Here is a 21,601-nt window from a genome sequence, read left to right as displayed (position 1 = left end):
GAGCCCGGAAGTTCCGCCGGTGCCTGTCGACGGGTGCGAGGGGGTGGCCGCCCAGGAGGTCGTGCCGAATGCGGCGGGCCTGGGGCGGTCGCTCCTTGACGGCCTGTCACCGATGAGGCGTCGTGATGCAGTCGTAATCTTGCAATCTTGGATTCGAATCTTGCGGTCATCTGTGCGCCGCCCTATCGTTTCGCACCGAATCAAGGGCAGTGCTTGGGCGTGACCCCTGGAGGAGCCGTCATGAAGCCCCGTAATCTCGCGATCCTTCTGACCACAGGTCTGGCACTCACTGCCACAGCCTGCGGCGGCGACGCGTCGGACTCCGACGCGGGAGGAAAGGTCACCATCACCGTGGCCTGCCAGCCGGCGAAGACCGCGCCGAAGCAGCGCAAGGCGTGGAACGACGACGTCGCCACGTTCGAGAAGGCGCACCCGGACGTGCAGGTCAAGAGCACCGACCAGCAGCCGTGCTTCGACCCGAAGACGTTCGCGGCGAAGCTGGCCGGCGGTCAGATGGAGACGGTGTTCATGGTGCCCGTCACCAACTACGCCGACGTGATCTCCAAGCGGCAGGCGAAGGACATCACGAGCGACACCAAGTACGTGAAGAACTTCGGTGACATCAAGCAGAACGTGCGCGACATGGTCACCAAGGACGGCAAGGTCTACGGCATCCCCAACGTCAGCTACAGCGTCGGGCTCGTCTACAACCGGGCCGTGTTCAAGAAGGCGGGCCTCGACCCCGACACCCCGCCCAAGACGTGGGACGAGGTCCGCGCCGCCGCCAAGAAGATCGCCGGGCTCGGCAAGGACTACGTCGGATACGGCGAGTACGGCGGCGGCAACACCGGCGGCTGGCACTTCGCGCAGGCCATCTACAGCCGCGGCGGCGAGATGGTGACCAACCACAAGGCCGCCTTCAACAGCCCCGAGGGCAAGGCGGTCCTGCAGACCCTGCACGACATGCGCTGGAAGGACAACAGCACCGGCTCCAAGGTCAACATCGGCTGGGAGTCGCTGATGCAGCAGATGGCGGCCGGCAAGACGGGCATGATGCTCGGCGCCCCGGACGTCGTCACCGACGTCGTGCAGAAGTTCCAGGGCAAGGTCGACGACTACGGCATCACCTCGATACCGGACGGCAAGGCGTCGCTCACCGGCGGCGAGGCGTACATGATCAACCCGAAGGCGAGCGCCGCGCAGACCAAGGCGGGCCTGGAGTGGATCGACTTCCAGTTCAACACCCCGGGCAAGGGCCGCTTCGACTTCGCCCGCGGCAAGGCCAACGGCGAGGCCGTGGGCGTGCCGAACAACGACTACATGGGTGACTCGCCCACCGGCAAGAAGATCGCCGAGGAGCGCAAGGCCAACGCGAGCCTGCCGGTCGAGTACTACGAGCCGTACGTGCAGGGGTCGACGTCCATCCAGCCGAAGCTGGAGCCGGAGAAGGCGCAGGAGCTGTACGCGGTGCTCGACGTGGCCATGTCCGCGGTGCTGACCCGCGAGAACGCCGACATCGACAAGCTGCTCTCGGACGCCGAGTCCAAGGCCAACTCGATTCTGGCCAAGCCCTGACGGCAGTAGGTCCCGGGGTGCCGCGCCCGACCGCGGCACCCCGCACAGGCACCGCCGATCAGCCGGAGCCGGGAACGGGAGATCACGATGGAAACACTCACCATGGAGCCGAAGCGGCGGGCCGCGCCGCACAGCCGCCCGCCGTCGAAGCGAGGACGGTCCGTCCGCAGAAACCTCAGCGCCTACGGGTTCCTGTGCGCGGCGCTCTTCTGCTTCGCCATGTTCGCGTGGTGGCCGATCGTCAAGGAAGTCCTGCTGAGCTTCCAGCAGACCAACCTCGTCGACAAACCGACCTGGGTGGGCCTGGACAACTTCCGTACGGTGGTGGACGACCCGGCGTTCGGCCAGGCCTGGCGCAACACGCTGGTCTTCACGCTGCTGGCCCTGCTGTGCGGCTACGTGGTGCCGTTCGCCGTCGCCATCGTGCTCAACGAACTGCGGCACGCGCGGGCGTACTTGCGCTTCGTGGTCTACCTGCCGGTGATGCTGCCGCCGATCGTCGCGGTGCTGCTGTTCCGCTGGTTCTACGATCCGGGACCCGGCCTGTTCAACCAGGCCCTCGACTTCGTGGGACTGCCGACCCTGGCCTGGCTCGACTCCACGAGCACGGCACTCATCTCCCTGGTCATCGTGGCCACGTGGATGAACCTGGGCTCGGGCGTGCTCATCTACCTGGCGGCGCTGCAGAACATCCCCGGTGACCTGTACGAGGCCGCGGAGCTCGACGGCGCCGGCATCTTCAAGCGGATCTGGCACGTCACCATCCCGCAGACCCGGCTGATCCTGCTGCTGATGTTGATGCTGCAGATCGTCGCCACGATGCAGGTGTTCATCGAGCCGTACATGCTCACGGGCGGCGGCCCGGAGAACGCGACGGTCACCGTCGTCTACCTCATGTACCAGTACGCGTTCGTCTACGGCGGCAATTACGGGGCGGGCAGCGCGCTCGGCCTGATGCTCATGGTCGTGCTGCTGGCGGTCGCCGCGGTTCAGCTCCGGCTGACCCGAGAGGAGAAGTAGGTCCATGGTCAACGTCACCGCCCGCCCGGACGCGGCGGAGCAGACCCGCGCACGCAAACCGTCCGCCCACCGCGGCGGCCGGAAGGGCGCCAGGCGCCGTGGCGCCTGGGCCGAGGGCCATGCCAGGACCATCGTCTCGCCGCTGGAGCTGAAGTCCCGCTGGGGCCGCAGGATCTACTGGACGCTGCTCGTCACCGTCCTGCTCGTCTTCACCCTGGTCTTCGTCTTCCCGCTCTACTGGATGGTGACCGGCGCGATGAAGTCGGGCGAGGAGATCGCCCAGATGCCGCCCACCCTCTTCCCGAAACACCCCGACTTCGGGGTCTTCGCCGACGCCTGGCAGCTCTTCGACATCGGGACGCTGCTGAAGAACACGCTGCTCTACGCCGTCGGGGCCTGGCTGTTCGCGCTCGCCGTGGACGTGTGCGCCGCGTACGCCCTGTCCAAGCTCCGCCCGATGTTCGGCAACGTGATCCTGGCCGGCATGCTGGCCACCCTGATGATCCCGCCGATCGTCGTGATGATCCCGGCGTACATCACGGTGACGAACGTGCCGATCTTCGGCTGGCACCTGCTCAACTCGCCCTGGGCCATCTGGTTCCCGGTCGCCGCCAACGGCTTCAACATCTTCCTGCTGAAGCGCTTCTTCGACTCGATCCCGAACGAGATCCTGGAGGCGGCCGAGATCGACGGCGTACCGCCGTGGCGGGTGCTGCTCTCGATCATCCTGCCGATCTCGCGGCCCATCCTCGGCGTCGTCTCCATCTTCACCGTCGTCGCCGTCTTCAAGGACTTCGTCTGGCCGCTCCTCGTGCTGCCCGACAGCGAGAAGATGACGATCAGCGTGGGCCTGTCGCAGACCGCGGGAGCGGTGACGCAGAACCAGATCATGGCCGGTCTGGTGATCGCGAGCGTCCCGATGATCATCGTGTTCTTCTTCTTCCAGCGCAGCATCATGGCGGGTTTGACGGCCGGCAGCCTCAAGGGCTGAGCCCTCCCGCCGCAGCGCGCGTATCGAGTCACCCCTCAAGCACTCCGCCGCCGGTCCGACCCATTCACGCCCCCGCACCGGCCGGCGGCGGAGTCCCACCTGCCCGAAAGGACCTCCCGTGGCAGCTGTTCCCACGTCCCGCACCGCCGACGACTGGTGGCGCGACGCCGTCATCTATCAGGTGTACCCCCGGAGCTTCGCGGACGGAGACGGCGACGGAGCCGGGGACCTCGCGGGTGTCCGCGCCCGTCTGCCGTACCTGGCCCAACTGGGCGTCGACGCGGTCTGGTTCACGCCCTGGTATCTCTCCCCGCTGGTCGACGGCGGCTACGACGTGGCCGACTACCGCACCATCGACCCCGCGTTCGGCACCCTGGAGGAGGCCGAGAAACTCATCGCGGAGGCACGGGAGTTCGGCATCCGTGTGATCGTCGACATCGTCCCGAACCATGTCTCCGACCAACACGCCTGGTTCCGGGCCGCGTTGGAGGCAGGCCCGGGCAGCCCCGAGCGGGAGCTTTTCCACTTCAGGCCCGGCCGCGGCGAGAACGGTGAGCTCCCGCCCAACAACTGGCCGTCCCAGTTCGCGGGCGCCACCTGGACCCGGGTCCCCGACGGCGAGTGGTACCTGCACCTGTTCACCCCCGAGCAGCCCGACCTCAACTGGGCCCACCCGGCCGTGCGCCAGGAGCACGAGGACGTGCTGCGTTTCTGGTTCGAACGCGGCGTGGCCGGTGTCCGTATCGACTCCGCCGCGCTGCTCGCCAAGCATCCCGACCTGCCCGACTTCGTGGAGGACGTCGACCCGCACCCCTACATCGACCAGGACGAGCTGCACGACATCTACCGTTCCTGGCGCGCGATCGCGGACGCGTACGGGGGCGTCTTCGTCGGGGAGGTCTGGCTGCCCGACGCCGAGCGGTTCGCCCGCTATCTGCGCCCCGACGAGCTGCACACCGCCTTCAACTTCAACTTCCTCAGCTGCCCCTGGGACGCGGGCCGGCTGCGCCGCACCATCGACGACACCCTCGCCGAGCACGCGCCCGTCCATGCCCCGGCGACCTGGGTGCTGTGCAACCACGACGTGACCCGGACCGCCACCCGCTACGGGCGTGCGGACACCGGATTCGACTTCGCGAAGAAGGCGTTCGGCACCCCCACCGACCTCGCACTCGGTACCCGGCGGGCCCGCGCCGCGGCCCTGCTCACGCTCGCTCTGCCCGGTTCGGTCTACGTCTACCAGGGAGAGGAGCTCGGTCTGCCCGAGGCGGACATCCCGCTGGACCGCATCGAGGACCCGATGCACTTCCGCTCCGGCGGCACCGACCCGGGCCGCGACGGCTGCCGGGTGCCGCTGCCCTGGGAGGCCGACGCCCCGTACTGCGGTTTCGGTTCGCAGGGGGAGCCCTGGCTGCCGCAGCCCGAGGGCTGGGCGCGGTACGCGGTGGACCGGCAGAGTGAGGACCCCGCGTCGATGCTCACCCTCTACCGCACGGCCCTGGCCACCCGCCGCTCGGGCGCGGGCTTCGGCGATGGTCCGATGACCTGGCTGCCCGCGCCGGACGGGGTGCTCGCCTTCGCCAGGACGCACGGCCTGGTCTGCGTGGTCAACCTGGGCGAGGAGCCGGCCGAACTCCCGCCGTACGACCGGGTGATCCTCGCCAGTGGTCCGCTCGACGGCCAGGGACGGCTGCCAGGCGACACCGCGGTGTGGCTGCGGACCACGGAACAGTAGCCGCACGCGAACGCGACAGCCAGGAGGAGTAAGTTCCTTGCAATTTCACGAGCTAATCTTGCGTATATGACACGACGACTTGCTCAAGTTGCCCGGAAAGCAGGAGTCAGCGAGGCGACGGTCAGCCGTGTCCTCAACGAAAGGCCGGGCGTCTCGGAGGTGACACGGCAGTCGGTGCTCACCGCGCTGGACGTGCTCGGCTACGAACGCCCCACGCAACTGCGCGGCGAGCGCGCCCGTCTGGTCGGGCTCGTCCTGCCCGAGCTGCAGAACCCGATCTTCCCCGCGTTCGCCGAGGTCATCGGGGGCGCGCTCGCCCAGCAGGGGCTGACCCCCGTGCTGTGCACGCAGACGAAGAACGGGATATCCGAGGCCGACTACATGGAGCTGCTGCTCCAGCAACAGGTCTCGGGCGTGGTGTTCGCGGGCGGTCACTTCGCGCAGGCCGACGCCGACCACGGGCACTACCGGCGGCTCGCGGAGCGCAAGATCCCGGTCGTCTTCATCAACGCGTCCATCACGGGACTCGACTTCCCGTGCGTGGCGTGCGACGACTCGGTCGCGGTCGAGCAGGCGTGGCGGCACCTCGCCTCGCTCGGCCACGAGCGGATCGGACTGCTGCTCGGGCCCCTCGACCACATGCCGTCACGCCGCAAGCTGCGGGCCGCGCGCGGCGTCGCGCGGGCGATGGGCATGACGGTGGACGACACGCTGGTGGAGCGGTCGCTGTTCTCCCTGGAGGGCGGACAGGCGGCCGCGGCCCGGCTGCTCGACCGAGGGGTCACCGGCATCGTGTGCGCCAGTGACCCGCTTGCCCTGGGTGCCATCAGGGCGGCCCGCCGGCGGGGCCTTTCCGTGCCCGAGGACCTGTCGGTGGTCGGCTACGACGACTCCGCGTTCATGACGTGCACGGAGCCGCCCCTGTCGACGGTCCGTCAGCCCATCGAGGCGATGGGACGCGCGGCCGTGGATCTGCTGATGGCACAGCTCCAGGGCTCGCGCACCCACCTCGGCGAGCTGCTCTTCGAACCGGAACTCGTCGTCCGCGGTTCGACCGGGCAGCTCACCCCGCAGGGCCTGCCCTAGGACGCCGAGCGCGGCGGCGCCGTCGAACCGCGCACCACCAGCTCGGGCTCGAAGAGCAGCTCGCCGGGCGGCACCGAGCCGCCCTGGATCTGCGCGACGAGCAGTTCGACCGCGGCCCGGCCCATCGCCTCGATGGGTTGGCGCACGGTCGTCAGCGGCGGCTCGGTGCAGTTCATGAACGCCGAGTCGTCGTACCCGACCACGGAGATCTCGCGGGGCACCGCGAGTCCGGCCCGGCGTGCGGCGCGCACCGCGCCCAGGGCCAGCGGGTCGCTCGCGCAGATGATGCCGGTGATGCCGCGCCCGATCAGCCGGGCCGCCGCGGCGTGCCCGCCCTCCAGGGAGAACATCGCCCGCTCCACCGCGTCGTCGGGCAGCGCTCCGCCCGCGGCCCGGGCGGCGGCGCGGGCCGCGGTGAGCTTGCGCTGCGAGGGCATGTGGTCGTCGGGGCCGAGCACCAGGCCGATCCGCTCGTGCCCGAGGGAGGAGAGATGGCGCCACGCCTGCTCGACGGCGACGGCGTCGTCACAGGCCACGCACGGGAAGCCGAGCCGCTCGATCGCGGCGTTCACCAGCACCACCGGAACCTTGCGCTCGGCGAGGCGCTGGTAGTGATCGTGCTCCGCGTCGGCCTGTGCGAACAGTCCGCCCGCGAACACCACGCCCGAGACCTGCTGTTGGAGCAGCAGCTCCACATAGTCGGCCTCGGAGACGCCGCCCTTGGTCTGCGTGCACAGCACGGGGGTCAGCCCCTGCTGGGCGAGTGCGCCCCCGATGACCTCGGCGAACGCGGGGAAGATCGGGTTCTGCAGCTCGGGCAGGACGAGCCCGACCAGACGGGCGCGCTCGCCGCGCAGTTGCGTGGGGCGTTCGTAGCCGAGCACGTCCAGGGCGGTGAGCACCGACTGCCGTGTCGCCTCCGAGACACCGGGTTTGTTGTTGAGCACCCGGCTGACCGTGGCCTCGCTGACTCCGACCTTCTTCGCCACCTGAGCAAGTCTGCGCGTCATGGAACGCAAGATTAGCGCAACATTTGCGGTCCGCTTGCGTGATCGCGGCAACTGATCTGTGCCCCGGCTGCACGAGCACGCCTGCGCCGATCAGGGGGCGCGGCGGCCGAGGCGCGTGCCACGGCCCGGGGCAGGGGAACACTGCCCGCGTGAACGACACGACCGTACGCGACGACCCGGCCGCCCCGGAACCGGTGGGCGGCAGCCGACCCGTCCGCGAGTGGGCCCTGGCCGACCTGCCCGCGCTCACCTTCGACCCGCTCCTCGCCGACGTGCTCAGCAACGAGCAGGTGGCCCGGGTGCGGATGCCCTTCGGACAGGAGCGCGAGGCCTGGCTCGTCACGCGCTACCAGGACGTGCGCCTGGTGACCTCCGACCCGCGCTTCAGCCGCTCCGCGCTCGTCGGCCGCGAGGTGAACGGCATGATGGCGCACCGCGTCGCCGCCACCGTCGGCCTCAACTACGCCGATCCGCCCGACCACACCCGGCTGCGCAAGGTGATGACGAAGGCGTTCACCGGCCGCACCATGAAGGGCCTGCGGCCACGGGCCGAGCGCACCGCCGACGCGCTCCTCGACGCGATGGAGGAGGCGGGGCGCCCCGCCGACCTGGTGGCCCACCTGCACGGCCCGTTCCCGCTCACCGTCGTCAGCGATCTGCTGGGCGTGCCGCCCGAGGACCGGGCGCGGCTCGCGGACTGGCCGGACGTGATCCTCTCGGCCGGTCCCGGACCCAAGTCCAGCGAGGCCGCGAAGGAACGGATGCGGCAGTACATCGTCGATCTGCTCACCGAGCGGCGGGAGAGCCCGGGCGACGACCTGGCCACCGTGCTGGGACGGGCCTGCGCCGCGGGCGAGATCACCGACGCCGAAGCGGTCTCGCTCGCCACCGCCGTCCTCGTCAGCGGTGCCCACGCGGTCCGCAACAACAGCGCCAACATGGTCTACACGCTGCTGACGCGGCCGGAACTGGCCGAGCGGCTGCGCGCCGAGCCCGAGCTGCTGCCCCAGGCCGTCGACGAACTCCTGCGCCACATCCCGCACCGCAACGGTGTCGGCCTGCCCCGGATCGCCACCGAGGACGTCGAGGTCGGCGGAGTCCTGATCCGCGAGGGCGAGGCCGTCTACGCCTCCTATCTCGCGGCCAACCGCGACCCCGACGTCTTCGACGAGCCCGGTGCGCTCGACCTCGATCGCACCGGCACGGCCCATCTCTCGTTCGGGCACGGGCCGCACCACTGCATCGGCGCGATGCTGGCCCGCATGGAGTCCGAAGTGATGCTCGGCGCCCTGCTGACCCGGTTCCCCGGGCTGCGGCTCGCGGTCGGCCCTGACGAGGTGGAGTGGCAGAGCAAGGGGTTCATCCGGGGACCGAAGGCGCTGCCCGTCACCTGGTGAGCCCGGGCCCGGGCGTCAGCCGGCGGGCAGGATCCGCGCCACGCTCTCCAGGACCCGCCGGTCGTCCTCGGCCGAACCCCGCAGCGCGGGATCGCCGGGATAGGTGTCGAACAGGATGTGCGTGGCGCCGAGTCCGGCGAGCGTCTCCACATCCGCCCGGATCTGCTCCATGGTGCCGTGCCCCAGCGGACGGTCGTCGGTGTCCGGCACTTCGCCGACCACCAGCTGGATCCGCGGCGCGAACTGCGGCACGGGCCGCTCCGCCCGCTCCGCCTCCTCGGCGAGCCGGGGCAGCTGTGCGCGCAGGCTCGCACGCGTCGGCATGAACGGGTGCCAGGCCTCGCCGAGCCGCGCCGCCCGGCGCAGCGCGGCCGGGGAGTCGCCGCCGACCCAGACCGGGACGTGCGGAGCCGTCGCGGGCGCGGGAGCGGTGCGGACCCCCTCGAACTCCACGTACCGGCCCTTGAAACTGCACGGGTCCTGCGTCCAGGCGGCGCGGATCGCGGCGAGGTACTCGTCGGTGATCGCCCCGCGCTGCTCGAACGGCACGCCCAGTGTCCGGTACTCGGCCGCCGACCAGCCGACCCCGGCGCCGAGAATGAACCCCGCGTCGTTCAACCGGTCGATGTTCGCGGCGAGTCGGGCCGTCTGCAGCGGATGCCGATAGGGGATGACGGTGATCGTCGTGCCGAGCGTGAGCCCCGGGACGCGTCCCGCGAGATGGGCGGCGAGCACGAACTGGTCGTAGAACGGGGCCGGATAGACCGCGTGCACATCGGGGGTGACCGCGATGTGGTCGGAGATCATCGCGAAGGAGAAGCCGAGGTCACGGGCGTCCGTGGCCTGGCGGACAAGGCTCTCGGGGGTGGTGCCGGAACCGAAGTTGAGGAGGTTGACGCCGTATCGCATGACCGGCAGTCAAGTTGATCTTGGGGGTGGTCGTCGAGGCCGGACGATCGATTCCGGCCACGTCAGCCGACGAGCACGGCCTGTCGTACGGGAGCGCGCACGACGCCGCCCGGCAGCAGTTCACCGGTGTCGTCGAAGACGATCGTGCCGTTGCACAGCAGACTCCAGCCCTGCTCGGGATGGGCGGCGACGACGCGGGCCGCGTCGCGGTCGGGACGGTCGGCGGTCGGGCACGGGGGCCGGTGGGAACACATGGGGTGCCTCCTGGAGCGGGATGTTCCGGATCGTCGCGGGCGTTCCTCCCTCGCGGGTGCACGGTCCCGGTCGGGTTCGTCCTCGCTTCATACGACTCCGGGTGGCCGACATACTCATCGGCGTCGGACGCCGGCGCTCGCAGCGGGTTTCAGAGTTCCACCGCGACGGCGCGGAGCGGTGAACGGAGCGGACGTGCGTCGCAATGGTCCTGCTACGTCAACTCGAAGATCCCGTAACCGATTCCGTCCGCTTCCACCGTCGCGCCGTCGAGCGTGATCCGGACCCCGTCGACCTCCACCGGCCGGGCGCGCGCGGCCCGCTCCGCCCACGCGTGGGACGGCCAACTCCGCTGTGCACGGCCCGGGTTGACGACGACGAGCAGCGCGTCACCGCGTACGTACACGAACGGATAGTCCGCGCCGAGGACCTCGACGGGGGAGTGGTGGGCGAGTGCCGGAAGGCCGGCGCGCAGGGCGACCAGGCGGCGTACGAGATGCAGCAGCGAGTGCTCGTCGGCGCGCTGGGCGGCCACCGACGGGCGGTCGGGCGCCGGGTCGAGGGGCAGGTAGAAGCGGTCCTCCGCCGCGGTCGAGAAACCGGCGCCGGGGCCGTCCTGCCACTGCATCGGGGTGCGGGAACCGGCCCGGTTGTAGCGCGGGCCGAGGACGCTGCCCTCCTTCTCGGGCAGGCCCGGGACATAGCGCATGCCGATCTCGTCGCCGTAGTAGATGGCCGGGAGCGTCGGCCAGGTCAGCTGGAAGGCGAACGCCGCCGGAAGCTGATCGGCCGTGCGCGGGCCGCAGTTGAGGCGCGAGAAGTCATGGTTGGAGGTGGGCAGCGCGATGCGGCCGGTGTCGCCGAGCGCGGCCGTCGCCTGCCGCCAGGCGTCGACGAACGGGCGCGGCGAACCCTGCCCCGAGGCGTCGAAGAAGCAGTCCAGGGGGTCCCAACTCTCGTCCGCCGTACCCGTGTTGTTGCTCCACAAGGAGCGCATCGGCAGACCGTTCGCCGGGCCGCCGAACTGGAGGAAGAAGTCCGTGTGGAACCCGGCGGGCACCGAGACCTCCGGGTCGCCCCACTCGGCGAGCAGGACCGCCTCCGGATGGGCCCGGTCCAGCCAGTGCCGCAGCTCCGTCCAGATCGCGGCCGTGGCCCGCTTGCCGGGGTCGTCCTTCACGAGCGACGCAGCCATGTCGACCCGGAACCCGGACACCCCCGTCCGCAGCCAGTGGTCCATGATCTCGCGCAGCGCCGCCCGGTTGGCGCGCGGCCCCTCCGCGTCGACGGACCGGCGCCACGGCTCGCCCGGACTCGACCGCGCGTAACCGAAGTTGAGAGCGGGCTGCGAGTCGAAGAAGTTCGGCAGATAGCCGCCGGGGCGGGTGCCGGGCGAGGCGACGAAGCCCGCCGGGAGGTGATCGGCGGTCGTCCAGATGTAGCGGTGGTCGTCGGGGTCGTCCATGGCGGCGCGGAACCAGGGATGCGCGTCCGATGTGTGCCCCGCGACCAGATCGAGCAGCACCCGGATCCCGCGCCGGCCCGCGAGATCGACCAGCTTGGCCAGATCGTCCGCGGAGCCGTAGCGCGGCGCGATCGAGAAGTAGTCGGCGACGTCGTAGCCCGCGTCCCGGAACGGCGACGCGAAGCACGGGTTGATCCATACGGTGTTCACGCCGAGCCACGCCAGATGGTCGAGGCGGTCGGCGATCCCCGCGAGGTCACCGATCCCGTCCCCGTCGGAGTCCGCGAACGACTGCGGGTAGATCTGGTAGAAGACGGCCTCGTCGAGCCAGGCCGGAACGGGACGGAACGGTGCTGCTTCGGGCATGAGGTCGCCAACTCCCTTGCCGTGCGGGGGAGTCGACCCTACGAGACCGGCGGCCGGCCCGGGTAGGGGGCCTTGCGGTCGCAGGGGGGCGTCGGGCGGGGGCGGGCGTGCGCCGCCCGCTGTGGCCGGGCCCGCCCGGCGCCGTGCGGGTCACCCCGTCACGTGTGCGGCACCACGGCCACCGGGCTCGTCGAGTGGTGCACCACGGAGTGGGCGGTGCAGCCCAGACGGGTCGACTCGGCCCGGCGCCCGATCACGGTGAGGCTCGCGCCCGTCGACGCCTTGAGCAGATGGTGGCCGGGCTGGCCGTACAGGAGGCGTTCCTTGACCGGAACGTCCGGGTACTTGGCCCGCCACGCCTGCAACGAGCCCGCGAGGGCCCGGCGGCGCAGGGTCTCCCGGCGGGCCGCGTCGCCCGGCAGCGCGTCACCGGCGATGTCGCCGCGCAGTGGGGGCAGCGCCCAGGTGTGCATCGCGTGCAGCGGGGCGTCGCGCAGGGCCGCCGCCTCGAAGGCGTAGCTGAGGATCTCGTCGACGGGTGCGGTCACGTCGAGGCCGACGACCACCGGCCGGAACGGGCCGTCCGCCGTGTGCTCGTCCTGCGGGAGGGCGCCGGCCCGCACGAGGACGACGGGCCGCAGGGCCCGCGCCGTCACGGCGAGCGCGACCGAGCCGACGAGGAAGCCGCTGTACCCCGTGAAGCCCCGTGAGCCGAGCACCAGGGTCTCGGAGTCCGTCGCGGCGTCGAGCAGCGCGGACACCGGGGACTGCGGGCGACGGCGCGCGAGGATCTCCAACGCCGGGTGGTTGTAGGAGAGTTGGAGTGCGGTCCGGTCCAGGACGGCGCGGCGCGGCAGGTCGACGTCCAGCGGCGCGGGCGGGATGCGGCGCGCGCTGTCCGCGTGCACCAGACGCAGCGGCAGGCCACGGCGCAGCGCCTCGCGGGCGGCCCAGTCGGCGGCGTCCATGCTCTCGCGCGAACCGTCCGTCCCGACGCTCAGAACACGGATGCTGGTCATGGTGGGGCCCCTTCATGGCGGGTGTCGCGGACGGGGTGCTCCGGCGCGGGTTCCACGGATGGGTGCCGTCAGTCGTGCGCACGGGCGCGGACGGCGAACCATGTCCGGCGCGGATGCGAAGGCGGACCGGATCCTTATGGACGCTCCCACCGGGGCCTTCTCGGTGAGGAGAGGCGAACGGGCCCTGCCGGGCGGGTCGTTCGGCCCCCGCCGGGGGGCCACCGGACGCTCCGGAGGGAGCCGCCCGGCCCCGTCGGCTCCCCGGGCAAGACCGCCGCCCCGCCGGGTGCCGGGTCCGACGGCGTGCGCCGTGGCGCCGCCACGGGTTCCCGCATGCGCACCCCGGATCCGACAGGCCCCTGGCCAGAGCCGTTCGGCCCCTGGCCGGGCGGGATCCGGCCCCGCAGGGTGGACCCATCGCACGACGGCGTTCCGCGATGTGCGACAGCCGCCGGCAGGACCGGGCGCCGCCGATCGCCCGGTCCTGCGACGCGCCACCGGAGAGGGAAGCGTTCCCGGCCGGTCGTGCGATGTCCCGGAAGGAGGCCGCCCCATGACGACCACCACGGCCCCGCGCATGAGCCAGACCCTGCCCGAGCTCCACCGAGGCCGACTGATGCGCATCGCCCGAGACGTGGCCTTTCCGCAATGCACCCGGCTCTTCGAGGAAGGAGCGCGCGCCGACCGCTTCTGGATCGTCCGCAGCGGAAGCGTCGTCCTCGACATGCGTGTGCCGGGCCGCAGCGCACCCGTGGCCGAGTCGCTGGGACCGGGTGAACTCCTCGGCTGGTCCTGGCTGTTGCCGCCCCACGTCTGGCAGTTGGGCGCCCGGACCGAGACCCCGGTGCGCGCCGACGAGTTCGACGCCTTCACCGTCCGCCTGATGTGCTCCTCCGACCCCGGACTCGGTTCGTTCGTCGCCCAGTGGGTCGGCCAGGTCCTCGCCCACCGGCTCCAGCGCACCCGCACGCGGCTGCTCGACCCGTACGGATCCCGGGGCACCGGCGCGATGCCGCGCTGACGAGAGCACGGCGGCCACCGACGGCGGTCCGGTAGGGCAGTCGATCTGGGCCGTTCGGCCCTGGCGATCCACCCCCTGTGGCCCCAGGATCTAGGGGACGACCATCCAAGGGGGGCCCGCCATGAACCCGCCGCGTACCCACACCCCGGACCGCCCTGTCCGCATCCTGCTCCTCGACGACCACGAAGTGGTCCGCCGCGGGCTGCGCGATCTCCTCGGTGCGGAGCCGGACATGGAGGTCGTCGGGGAGGCGGCCAGCGCGGCGCAGGCCCTCGCCCGGGGGCCCGCGCTGCGGCCCGACGTCGCCGTGCTCGACGTCCGGCTGCCCGACGGGGACGGCATCACCGTCTGCCGCGAACTGCGCAGCCTGCTGCCGGAGGTGAGCTGTCTGATGCTCACCTCGTTCGACGACGACGACGCGCTCCTGGACGCCATCATGGCGGGCGCGGCGGGCTACGTCCTGAAGCAGATCAAGGGCTCGGACCTGATCTCCGCCGTCCGCACCGTCGCCTCCGGCGAGTCCATGCTCGACCCGGCGACGACGGCCCGGCTGATGCGCAGTCTGCGCGGACCCGAACTGGATTCGTCGTCGAACGGCGACCACGCCGACGCGCAACTCGCCGACCTCACCGAACGGGAACGGGACATCCTCGCGCTGGTCGGCGAGGGCCTGACCAACCGGCAGATCGGGCAGCGGCTCTTCCTGTCCGAGAAGACGGTGAAGAACAACATCTCGCGGCTGCTCGCCAAGCTGGGTGTCGAGCGCCGCATCCAGGCCGCGGTGCTCGCGACCCGGCTGCCGCCCCCGGTCACCCCCTGACACCACGTCACCTGCGTTGACCTTGAAGGACGGTGGCGCCTTGTCAGCCCTTGGTGTCCAGGGGAACGGTCCACACCAGCCGCGTGCCACCGCCCTCGCGGGGCTCGGTCGTCACCGTGCCGTCGCGCTGATCGGCGCGCACCGCGAGATTGGCGAGCCCGCTGCGATGGGCGTCCGGCTCCGTGGAGATGCCGACGCCGTCGTCGAGGACGCTCAGCGTGACCGCGCCGCCCCGCACGACCAGGGCCACCTCCGCCGCCGACGCCTGCGCGTGGCGGGCCACGTTCGTCAACGCCTCGCCGAGCACGGCCAGTACGTCGTCGGCGACCGGTCCCGGCACGTCCACGTCGACCAGACCCTCCATGCGCAGCGCCGGAGTGAAGCCCAGGACCCGGGCCGCCTCCTCCACCGCGCGCACCACACGGATGCGCAGCCCCGCGCCCGTCGGTGGGGCGTCCCGCTCCCGCAGTCCGAAGATGGTCGACCGGATGATTTTGATGGTGGTGTCCAGGTCGTCCACGGCCCGCATCAGCCGCTCCGCCGCCTCCGGGTGCTGCACGAACCGCTGCGCGCTCTGCAGCGTCATGCCGGTGGCGAACAACCGCTGGATGGCCAGGTCGTGCAGGTCGCGGGCGATCCGGTCGCGGTCCTCCAGGAGACTCATCTGCTCCGCGTCGCGCCTGCGGTCGGAGAGTTCGAGGGCGAGCGTGGCCTGCCCGGCGAAGCCCACCAGTGGCGTCAACTCGGCGGCGGAGAAGGGCTGTTCCTCCGCCTTCCGGGCCAGCATCAGTACTCCGCGCTCCCGGTCGGACGTGCCCAGCGGCATCGCCACCGCGGGCCCCAGGCCGTCCCAGCGTGCGGGCTGGTACGTGATTCGCGGATCCTTGCGGATGTCGTCCGAGGTGACCAGTTCGCCCGCGGCCAGCGCGGCGCCGGCGAACGTGCCCTTGCGCGGCAGGACGATGTCGTGGTGCGCCTTGGAGCGCCGGCCAAGAGCCAGGACCTCGTGCAGTTCGGTGCTGCCGGGGACGACCAGCGTGATCACCCCGAGGTCGGCGCCGGTGATCTCCCGCGCCCGCTCGACCATGAGGCGCAGCACTTCGGTCTCCGTGGTGCCGGACAGCAGACTCCCGGAGAACTCGGCGCTCAACTGCAGCCAGCGCTCCCGCAGTCGGACCTCCTCGTACAGCCGGGCGTTCTCCACGGCCACGCCCGCCGCCGCACCGAGGGTCTGCAGCACGGCCACGTCCTCGTCGTCGAAGTCGCCGCCGCCGCGCTTCTGCGTCAGGTACAGATTCCCGAACACGGTCTCGCGCACCCGGATCGGCACCCCGACGAAGGTGTGCATCGGCGGATGGTGCGGCGGGAACCCCGACGACGCCGGGTGCTCGGCGAGTTCGTGCAGGCGCAGCGGCTCCGGGTGCCGGATGAGTTCGCCGAGCAGACCGTGCCCGGAGGGTAAGTCTCCGATCCGCGCGCGCAGTTCGTCGTCGATGCCGACCGGCAGGAACTGGGACAGCTTGCGCCGGTCCTCGCCGATCACCCCGAGCGCCCCGTACTCCGCGTCGACCAGCACGACGGCGGCCTCCACGATGCGGCGCAGCACCTGGGAGAGATTGAGCTCCTGTCCCACCGAGAGGACGGCTTCGAGAAGCCCCTGCAGCCGATTCCGCGTTCCCCGGACGGCGTCGATCCTGACCTGGAGTTCCTCGAGCAGTTCATCGAGTCGCAGTCGGGGCAGTGGTCCGGGCCCCTGTGCTTCCTCCACGCCCATGCCACCTCCGACGCAGATCCCTGGTGCTGACTTTCACCGTAGCGGCTATACGCGCCGCGACGACCTGCTTCGACGCACCTCGCGGGAAAACCCGGCCGCCCGTCCCCGGCAGCCGCTCCAGGGTCCGCATTGCTGCGGCGGGAGGGGCGCGCGAGCCTGTCGTGAGCGCCGCCGAGTGCTTGCGCAGGCCGGGGGTCGAGAGGGTCTGCTCAGGAGTGTGCAGGGTAGTCGGAATGCGTCACGCAGCGCGCAGGGATGACTACACTACCCGGGGTCCAGCACCGCCGTGCGCCCCCCACCTCGCACCAGGCGCTCCCTTGGAAGGCCCCCATGACCGCCCGCTCCACGTCGCGCACCACCCTCCCGGACCAGGTCGGCACACTGCGGGTCAGCGCCCGTCGGCTGATCGCGGGGGCCGAGCGGGGCGGCACCGGCGGCGATCTGCACGACGTCCTCGACACCGCCTTCGGCACCCGCCTGCTGATCGGCGACGCGATGGGCAAGGGCCCCGAGGGGGCCCGCAGCGCCGCCGCGGTGCTGCACGCCTGGCGTCAACTGGCGGTGCACGAGCGCTCGTTGGAGGTGCTCGCGGTCCGGCTGCACTCCCTCGTGACGCACTCCGCCGACCCCGATCGCTTCGTCACCGCCGCGCTCCTGACCTTCGCCCCGGACGGCTCCGCCGAGATGGTGTGCTGCGGCCACCCGCCGCCCGTGCTGATCCGCGCCGGGGGAGCGGTCTCCGCCGTGGTGCCCGCACCCGCGCCACCGCTCGGCCTGCTCGACCTCGGCCAGGGCTGGTGCGCCACGCAGCCGGTGCCCGCGAGTTCCTGGGACCGGATGCTGCTGCACACCGACGGCGTCTCGGAGGCGCGCGACGGCGACGGCGACTTCTACCCGCTGTGCGAGCGCGCCGCCGAACTCGCCGTGCGGCCCCTCACCACGTTCACCGCCGCGCTCGCCGCCGACCTGGTGCACCACGCACGCGGCTGCCTCCAGGACGACGCCACCCTGCTCGCCGTCGAGCACGCGCCTCCATGACCTGTGACGTAATCGCGTCCCCGCAGTCCCCCCGGCAAGCTGAAGGCACACCGCACCGGCCACCAGGCCCACGCCTTTGAGGGGGACCACGATGCCCTGGTTCGACACCACCACCGACGGCACCCGCCTGCACCACATCGACTACGGCCCCGCCGACGGACCCGTCCTCGTCTTCGTCAACAGCACCTACTTCGGCACCGAGATGTGGGAGCGGCAGATGCTCCCGCTGGCCGTCGCGGGCTACCGCTGCGTCAGCTTCGACCGGCGCGGTCACGGCCGCAGCGACGACGTGTGGGGCGGCTTCGACCTCGACACCCTCGCCGACGACCTGGCCGCGTTCCTGCACCACCTCGACCTGCGCGACGTCACCCTGGTCGCCCACTCCTTCGGCTGCGCGGAGGCCGTCCGGTGTCTGACCCGGCACGGCAGCGGACGCGTCGCACGGATCGCGCTCGTCGCCGGCATCACCCCGGGCCTGGTGCGCACCCCGGACAACCCCGACGGGCTCGCCCCCGAGACCGTCGCCGCCGCCTCCGCCGTGATCCACCGGGACCGCCACACCTTCTTCGCCGACGGCACCGACGGCTTCTTCGGCATCGGACTGCCGGGCAACGACATCTCCCGGCCGATGGCCCGCCACCTCGCCGACCGCTGCGCCGTGGCCACCGCCCGCGGCGCCACCGGCGTCGTCGACCTCCTGCGCGAACTCGACGTCGCCGCCGAGCTGAAGGACATCGACGTACCGGCGCTCGTGGTGCACGGCACCCATGACGAGTCCGCCCCGCTCGACCTGACCGGCAGGCGGACCGCCGCGCTGCTGCCCGGCGCCGACCTGCGGATCTACGAGTACGGGGCGCACGGCCTCGTCTTCACCCACGCCGAGCGGCTCAACGCCGATCTGCGGGAGTTCATGGCGCGTTGACCTCCGCCACCGCCGCCAGGAACGCGGCCGCGGCCGGGGAGTGCCGTGCCGTGCTCCACACCAGCCGCTCCTCGCGCACCGGCCCGTCCCGCAGTGGTACCACGGCCACCCCGGGAAGGCGGGAGACGAGCCGCGACGGCAGCATCGTGATGCCGAGGCCGCAGCGCACCAGGTCCACCAGGAACGTCAGGTCGTTGACCTCGAAGGCGACCTCGCGCCGCAGCCCGGCCGCGGCGAACGCCTCGTCGCCCTGGGCCCGCGCCGCGAGCCCCGAGGGAAAGTCCACGAACGACTCGTCCACGAGCTCGGCCAGCGGTACCGGGTCACCGGACGAGCGCTTCGCCAGCGGGTGGCCGGGCTCCGTGACCGCCACATGCCGGTCCACCACGAGCGTGCGTCCCGCGAGCCCCGGCGCGCCGTCCGCCGCGAACGACGGCGGCACACCGAGGAACGCCAGGTCCAGCACACCCTCCCGCACCTCGCGCACCAACTCCTCGCTCATGCGGTGGATCAGCCGCATCGTGACCTGCGGATGACGGTCGTGGTAGGCGCGCATCAGCGCCGGGATCCCGACCGCCGTCACCGTCCCGATCGCCCCGACCGACAGGCTCCCCCTGATCTCCCCGGTGGCCGCCGCGACTTCGGCGCGCGCCCGCTCCGCCGCCTCCAGCGCCTGGCGCGCCGCCGGCAGGAACGCCTCGCCCGCCGGTGTCAGCGCCACCCGCCGGCTGGTCCGCTCGAACAGCCGCGCCCCCAGCTCCTTCTCCAGCTTCCCGATCTGATGACTGAGCGCCGACTGCACCACGTGGCACCGCTCGGCGGCCCGCGTGAACCCGCCCGTCTCGGCGACGGCGACGACGTAGCGCAACTGCTGAAGCTCCATGAGATCCATCGTGATCCGCGATCGATGAGATGACAAGGATGTGTTGGACTCATCGATACGGCGGGGCGCAAGCTCAGTGCCATGACCCAGACGGAACTCCGGTACACCGCAGCGGAGACCGCGGCCCTGCCCGCGGGCCCGCGCCGCGCACTCCTCCTTCTCATGGCCGTCGCCACCGGCCTGTCCTGCGCGGGCAACTACGTCGCCCAGCCGCTCCTCGACCTCATCGCCCAGGACCTGCACCTCGGCAGCGTCCTCGCCGGCCTGATCGTCACCGCGTCGCAGGCCGGATACGCGCTCGGCCTGATGCTGCTCATCCCGCTCGGCGACGTCGTCGACCGCCGCCGGCTCGCCGTCACCCTGTTCTCCGCGACAGCCCTGTTCCTGACCGTCTCCGCGCTCGCCCCGAGCGGCCCGGTCCTGCTCGCCGGCACGATCCTCACCGCCCTCACCTCGGTCGGCGCCCAGGTCGTCGTCGCGCACACCGCGGCCCTCGCCACGGAGGCGACCCGCGGCCGCGCCGTCGCCACCGTCATGTCGGGCATCCTGCTCGGCGGCCTGCTCGCCCGCACCGCGGCGGGCGGCCTGTCCGAACTCGGCGGCTGGCGCACCGCGTACTGGGTCCTCGCCGTCCTCATGGCGGCCGCCGCCGTCACCCTGCACCGCCGGCTTCCGACCCTCGCCGTCACCGCGGAACTGCGCTACCCGGCCCTGATCCGCTCCACCCTCGCCCTGCTGCGCGAGGAACCGGCACTGCGCCGCCGCTCCCTGCTCGGCGCCCTGTCCCTGGCCTCGTACAGCGTCCAACTCACCTCGCTCACCTTCCTTCTGTCCGGCGCCCCCTACCGCTGGTCGGCACCCGCCATCGGCCTGTTCGGGCTCGTCGGCGCGGTCGGTGTGCTCGCGATGACGTTCGCGGCGCGCCTGAGCGACGGCGGTCACATCCAGAAGGTCACGGGCGGCGCGGCCGTCCTCCAGGTCGTCAGCTGGCTGATCCTCTTCGCGGGACAGTCGTCGCTCGCCTGGCTCGCGATCGGCGTCGTCACCCTCAACATCGGCCAGCAGGCCGTTCTCAACAGCAGCCAGACCGTCATCTACGCGCTGCGCCCCGAGGCCCGCAGCCGCATCAACTCCGCGTTCATGACCAGCTTCTTCCTCGGCGGCGCCACCGGCTCCGCGCTCGCCTCGGTGGTCTGGGCGGCCGCCGGCTGGACGGGCGTGAGCACCCTCGGCGTGACGCTGTCGGCCGGAGTGCTCGCGGTGTGGCTGTGGGAACGCGCCCGCGCCTCCCGATGACACCCCCGAGTCCGCCGAGGCTCGTATCTCCCCCGATTCTTCTACGCAGTCGAGGAGCATCCCGATGAACATCACCGTCCTCGGCGCCACGGGCAGCGTCGGCAGCCGCGTCGTCACCGAAGCCGTGACCCGCGGGCACCAGGTCACCGCCGTCGTCCGGGACCCGGCCCGCGCGGCGGCCCTGCCCGCCGCGGCGCGGATCCGCACCGGCGACGCGGGGGACCCGCGCCGGATCGCCGAACTCGCACAGGGGCAGGACGTCGTCGTCTCGGCGACCCGCCCCGCACCCGGCAACGAACCCGAACTGGCCCTGTTCGCCCACGCGTCGCTCACCGGCCTGCACGGCACCGGCGTCCGGCTCCTGCTCGTCGGGGGCGCCGCGAGCCTGACCGTTCCCGACGGCACCCCGCTCGTGGACACCCCCGACTTCCCGTCGGCGCTGCTGCCCATCGCCCGCGCCTGCAACGCACAGCTCGACGTCTGCCGCACCACGCCGTACGACGTCGACTGGGCTTACGCGAGCCCGCCGGCCGTCCTGGAAGCGGGCGAGCGCACCGGACGGTACCGGCTCGGCGCCGACGAACTGATCGTGGCCGCCGACGGCACCTGTGCCCTGTCCATGGAGGATCTCGCCGTCGTCCTGCTCGACGAGGCCGAGCGGCCCCGACACCACCGCGAGCGCTTCACCGCCGGCTACTGATCATCGCTCTGTTTGCCCCGGGACACGAGGGGCAGGCGGGGCGGTGTCCCGTTGTGAGACCCGTCGGAAAGGACCCCTCCCCGATGCTGCTGGCCCACCCCGCCCTCCTGTCCGACCTGGTCGCCGAGTACGAGACCCTGCGCGTTCTCGACGCCGAGGACGGCGGCACCGACGCCCGGCGCCGCGTGGACGACGTCGCCTACTCGCTCTGCGTCGCCACCGGCACCAGCGACATCGACGCCGCCCTCGTCGCGGCCCGGCACCGGCTGCCCGGAGCGCGGGTCCACGACGATTCACTGATCGGCGCCGCCCGGCCCTGAGC

20 protein-coding genes are annotated in these 21,601 nt (G+C 71.8%); 13 read left to right on the top strand and 7 right to left on the bottom strand.

The window, feature by feature from the left end; all coding sequences use genetic code 11:
* Positions 1–240: 240 nt before the first annotated feature.
* The 5 genes from J3486_RS17010 (at position 241) to J3486_RS16990 (ending at position 6,407) form a co-directional block, all read left to right on the top strand.
* The gene (locus tag J3486_RS17010; protein WP_207821148.1) at positions 241–1,575 is read left to right on the top strand and encodes an ABC transporter substrate-binding protein; all 1,335 of its coding nucleotides are present in this window, start codon (positions 241–243) and stop codon (positions 1,573–1,575) included.
* 87 nt (positions 1,576–1,662) lie between these two features.
* Entirely contained in the window at positions 1,663–2,595 is a 933-nt protein-coding gene (locus tag J3486_RS17005) for a carbohydrate ABC transporter permease (RefSeq protein WP_374194732.1), read from the top strand.
* Between the two features lie 4 nt (positions 2,596–2,599).
* Positions 2,600–3,586 (top strand): carbohydrate ABC transporter permease, encoded by a 987-nt coding sequence (locus J3486_RS17000; RefSeq protein ID WP_229378107.1) that lies wholly within the window; start codon positions 2,600–2,602, stop codon positions 3,584–3,586.
* 118 nt (positions 3,587–3,704) lie between these two features.
* Positions 3,705–5,321: a glycoside hydrolase family 13 protein gene (locus J3486_RS16995; protein ID WP_207821147.1), complete on the top strand. Its 1,617-nt coding sequence runs from the start codon at positions 3,705–3,707 to the stop codon at positions 5,319–5,321.
* Positions 5,322–5,387: 66 nt separating this feature from the next.
* Entirely contained in the window at positions 5,388–6,407 is a 1,020-nt protein-coding gene (locus J3486_RS16990) for a LacI family DNA-binding transcriptional regulator (RefSeq protein WP_207821146.1), read from the top strand.
* On the opposite strand, the gene J3486_RS16985 is transcribed toward J3486_RS16990, so the two are convergent.
* On the bottom strand, positions 6,404–7,417 hold the full coding sequence (locus tag J3486_RS16985; protein WP_207821145.1) for a LacI family DNA-binding transcriptional regulator: 1,014 nt from the start codon (positions 7,415–7,417) through the stop codon (positions 6,404–6,406). The genes J3486_RS16990 and J3486_RS16985 overlap by 4 nt on opposite strands.
* A 149-nt stretch (positions 7,418–7,566) precedes the next feature.
* On the opposite strand from J3486_RS16985, the gene J3486_RS16980 reads away from it, so the two are divergent.
* Complete coding sequence (locus J3486_RS16980; protein WP_207821144.1) at positions 7,567–8,814, top strand: cytochrome P450; 1,248 nt, start codon at positions 7,567–7,569, stop codon at positions 8,812–8,814.
* A 15-nt stretch (positions 8,815–8,829) separates the two neighbouring features.
* Here the strand turns inward: J3486_RS16980 and J3486_RS16975 are convergent, their stop codons facing one another.
* From J3486_RS16975 to J3486_RS16960, 4 genes are all read right to left on the bottom strand, one after another.
* Positions 8,830–9,723, bottom strand: a complete 894-nt coding sequence (locus tag J3486_RS16975; RefSeq protein WP_207821143.1) for a TIGR03619 family F420-dependent LLM class oxidoreductase — start codon at positions 9,721–9,723, stop codon at positions 8,830–8,832.
* Positions 9,724–9,785: 62 nt separating this feature from the next.
* Positions 9,786–9,977, bottom strand: a complete 192-nt coding sequence (locus J3486_RS16970) for a DUF5999 family protein (protein WP_207821142.1) — start codon at positions 9,975–9,977, stop codon at positions 9,786–9,788.
* Positions 9,978–10,189: 212 nt separating this feature from the next.
* Positions 10,190–11,806: an alpha-amylase family glycosyl hydrolase gene (locus J3486_RS16965; RefSeq protein ID WP_207821141.1), complete on the bottom strand. Its 1,617-nt coding sequence runs from the start codon at positions 11,804–11,806 to the stop codon at positions 10,190–10,192.
* Between the two features lie 158 nt (positions 11,807–11,964).
* On the bottom strand, positions 11,965–12,825 hold the full coding sequence (locus J3486_RS16960) for a universal stress protein (protein ID WP_207821140.1): 861 nt from the start codon (positions 12,823–12,825) through the stop codon (positions 11,965–11,967).
* Positions 12,826–13,378: 553 nt separating this feature from the next.
* Between J3486_RS16960 and J3486_RS16955 the strand changes: the two genes are divergently transcribed.
* Together J3486_RS16955 and J3486_RS16950 are read left to right on the top strand one after the other, a co-directional pair.
* Positions 13,379–13,846, top strand: a complete 468-nt coding sequence (locus J3486_RS16955) for a Crp/Fnr family transcriptional regulator (protein WP_207821139.1) — start codon at positions 13,379–13,381, stop codon at positions 13,844–13,846.
* A gap of 121 nt (positions 13,847–13,967) precedes the next feature.
* On the top strand, positions 13,968–14,666 hold the full coding sequence (locus J3486_RS16950) for a response regulator transcription factor (protein WP_207821138.1): 699 nt from the start codon (positions 13,968–13,970) through the stop codon (positions 14,664–14,666).
* 43 nt (positions 14,667–14,709) lie between these two features.
* Here J3486_RS16950 and J3486_RS16945 read toward each other — a convergent pair whose 3' ends face one another.
* The gene (locus tag J3486_RS16945) at positions 14,710–16,440 is read right to left on the bottom strand and encodes a GAF domain-containing sensor histidine kinase (protein ID WP_207821137.1); all 1,731 of its coding nucleotides are present in this window, start codon (positions 16,438–16,440) and stop codon (positions 14,710–14,712) included.
* Between the two features lie 330 nt (positions 16,441–16,770).
* Between J3486_RS16945 and J3486_RS16940 the strand changes: the two genes are divergently transcribed.
* Together J3486_RS16940 and J3486_RS16935 are read left to right on the top strand one after the other, a co-directional pair.
* A complete protein-coding gene (locus J3486_RS16940) occupies positions 16,771–17,478 on the top strand; it encodes a PP2C family protein-serine/threonine phosphatase (RefSeq protein ID WP_207821136.1) in 708 nt (235 codons plus the stop codon).
* A gap of 91 nt (positions 17,479–17,569) precedes the next feature.
* A complete protein-coding gene (locus tag J3486_RS16935; protein WP_207821135.1) occupies positions 17,570–18,400 on the top strand; it encodes an alpha/beta fold hydrolase in 831 nt (276 codons plus the stop codon).
* Here J3486_RS16935 and J3486_RS16930 read toward each other — a convergent pair.
* Complete coding sequence (locus tag J3486_RS16930) at positions 18,387–19,283, bottom strand: LysR family transcriptional regulator (protein WP_207821134.1); 897 nt, start codon at positions 19,281–19,283, stop codon at positions 18,387–18,389. The genes J3486_RS16935 and J3486_RS16930 overlap by 14 nt on opposite strands.
* 81 nt (positions 19,284–19,364) lie before the next feature.
* On the opposite strand from J3486_RS16930, the gene J3486_RS16925 reads away from it, so the two are divergent.
* The 3 genes from J3486_RS16925 to J3486_RS16915 all read left to right on the top strand — a co-directional run bounded on the left by J3486_RS16925 (position 19,365) and on the right by J3486_RS16915 (position 21,599).
* Positions 19,365–20,579 (top strand): MFS transporter, encoded by a 1,215-nt coding sequence (locus tag J3486_RS16925; RefSeq protein ID WP_207821133.1) that lies wholly within the window; start codon positions 19,365–19,367, stop codon positions 20,577–20,579.
* A 64-nt stretch (positions 20,580–20,643) separates the two neighbouring features.
* On the top strand, positions 20,644–21,279 hold the full coding sequence (locus J3486_RS16920; RefSeq protein ID WP_207821132.1) for an NAD(P)-dependent oxidoreductase: 636 nt from the start codon (positions 20,644–20,646) through the stop codon (positions 21,277–21,279).
* A gap of 83 nt (positions 21,280–21,362) precedes the next feature.
* Positions 21,363–21,599, top strand: coding sequence for a DUF5133 domain-containing protein (locus J3486_RS16915; protein ID WP_207821269.1), 237 nt, complete (start codon positions 21,363–21,365; stop codon positions 21,597–21,599).
* The last annotated feature ends 2 nt before the right edge of the window (positions 21,600–21,601 follow it).

It is taken from the genome of Streptomyces sp. VRA16 Mangrove soil (genome assembly GCF_017377775.1).
GTDB lineage: Bacteria > Actinomycetota > Actinomycetes > Streptomycetales > Streptomycetaceae > Streptomyces.
The sequence above is the reverse complement of the archived record's forward strand: the minus strand, read 5'-3'. Positions and strand labels throughout refer to the sequence as shown.

Coding starts and splice junctions, on each gene's coding strand:
- J3486_RS16920 (WP_207821132.1), top strand. CDS start 20,644: ATGAACATCACCGTCCTCGGCGCCACGGGCAGCGTCGGCAGCCGCGTC.
- J3486_RS16975 (WP_207821143.1), bottom strand. CDS start 9,723: ATGCGATACGGCGTCAACCTCCTCAACTTCGGTTCCGGCACCACCCCC.
- J3486_RS16925 (WP_207821133.1), top strand. CDS start 19,365: ATGACCCAGACGGAACTCCGGTACACCGCAGCGGAGACCGCGGCCCTG.
- J3486_RS16915 (WP_207821269.1), top strand. CDS start 21,363: ATGCTGCTGGCCCACCCCGCCCTCCTGTCCGACCTGGTCGCCGAGTAC.
- J3486_RS16950 (WP_207821138.1), top strand. CDS start 13,968: ATGAACCCGCCGCGTACCCACACCCCGGACCGCCCTGTCCGCATCCTG.
- J3486_RS17000 (WP_229378107.1), top strand. CDS start 2,600: ATGGTCAACGTCACCGCCCGCCCGGACGCGGCGGAGCAGACCCGCGCA.
- J3486_RS17010 (WP_207821148.1), top strand. CDS start 241: ATGAAGCCCCGTAATCTCGCGATCCTTCTGACCACAGGTCTGGCACTC.
- J3486_RS16940 (WP_207821136.1), top strand. CDS start 16,771: ATGACCGCCCGCTCCACGTCGCGCACCACCCTCCCGGACCAGGTCGGC.
- J3486_RS16965 (WP_207821141.1), bottom strand. CDS start 11,806: ATGCCCGAAGCAGCACCGTTCCGTCCCGTTCCGGCCTGGCTCGACGAG.
- J3486_RS16935 (WP_207821135.1), top strand. CDS start 17,570: ATGCCCTGGTTCGACACCACCACCGACGGCACCCGCCTGCACCACATC.
- J3486_RS16930 (WP_207821134.1), bottom strand. CDS start 19,283: ATGGAGCTTCAGCAGTTGCGCTACGTCGTCGCCGTCGCCGAGACGGGC.
- J3486_RS16960 (WP_207821140.1), bottom strand. CDS start 12,825: ATGACCAGCATCCGTGTTCTGAGCGTCGGGACGGACGGTTCGCGCGAG.
- J3486_RS16990 (WP_207821146.1), top strand. CDS start 5,388: ATGACACGACGACTTGCTCAAGTTGCCCGGAAAGCAGGAGTCAGCGAG.
- J3486_RS17005 (WP_374194732.1), top strand. CDS start 1,663: ATGGAAACACTCACCATGGAGCCGAAGCGGCGGGCCGCGCCGCACAGC.
- J3486_RS16970 (WP_207821142.1), bottom strand. CDS start 9,977: ATGTGTTCCCACCGGCCCCCGTGCCCGACCGCCGACCGTCCCGACCGC.
- J3486_RS16985 (WP_207821145.1), bottom strand. CDS start 7,417: ATGACGCGCAGACTTGCTCAGGTGGCGAAGAAGGTCGGAGTCAGCGAG.
- J3486_RS16955 (WP_207821139.1), top strand. CDS start 13,379: ATGACGACCACCACGGCCCCGCGCATGAGCCAGACCCTGCCCGAGCTC.
- J3486_RS16945 (WP_207821137.1), bottom strand. CDS start 16,440: ATGGGCGTGGAGGAAGCACAGGGGCCCGGACCACTGCCCCGACTGCGA.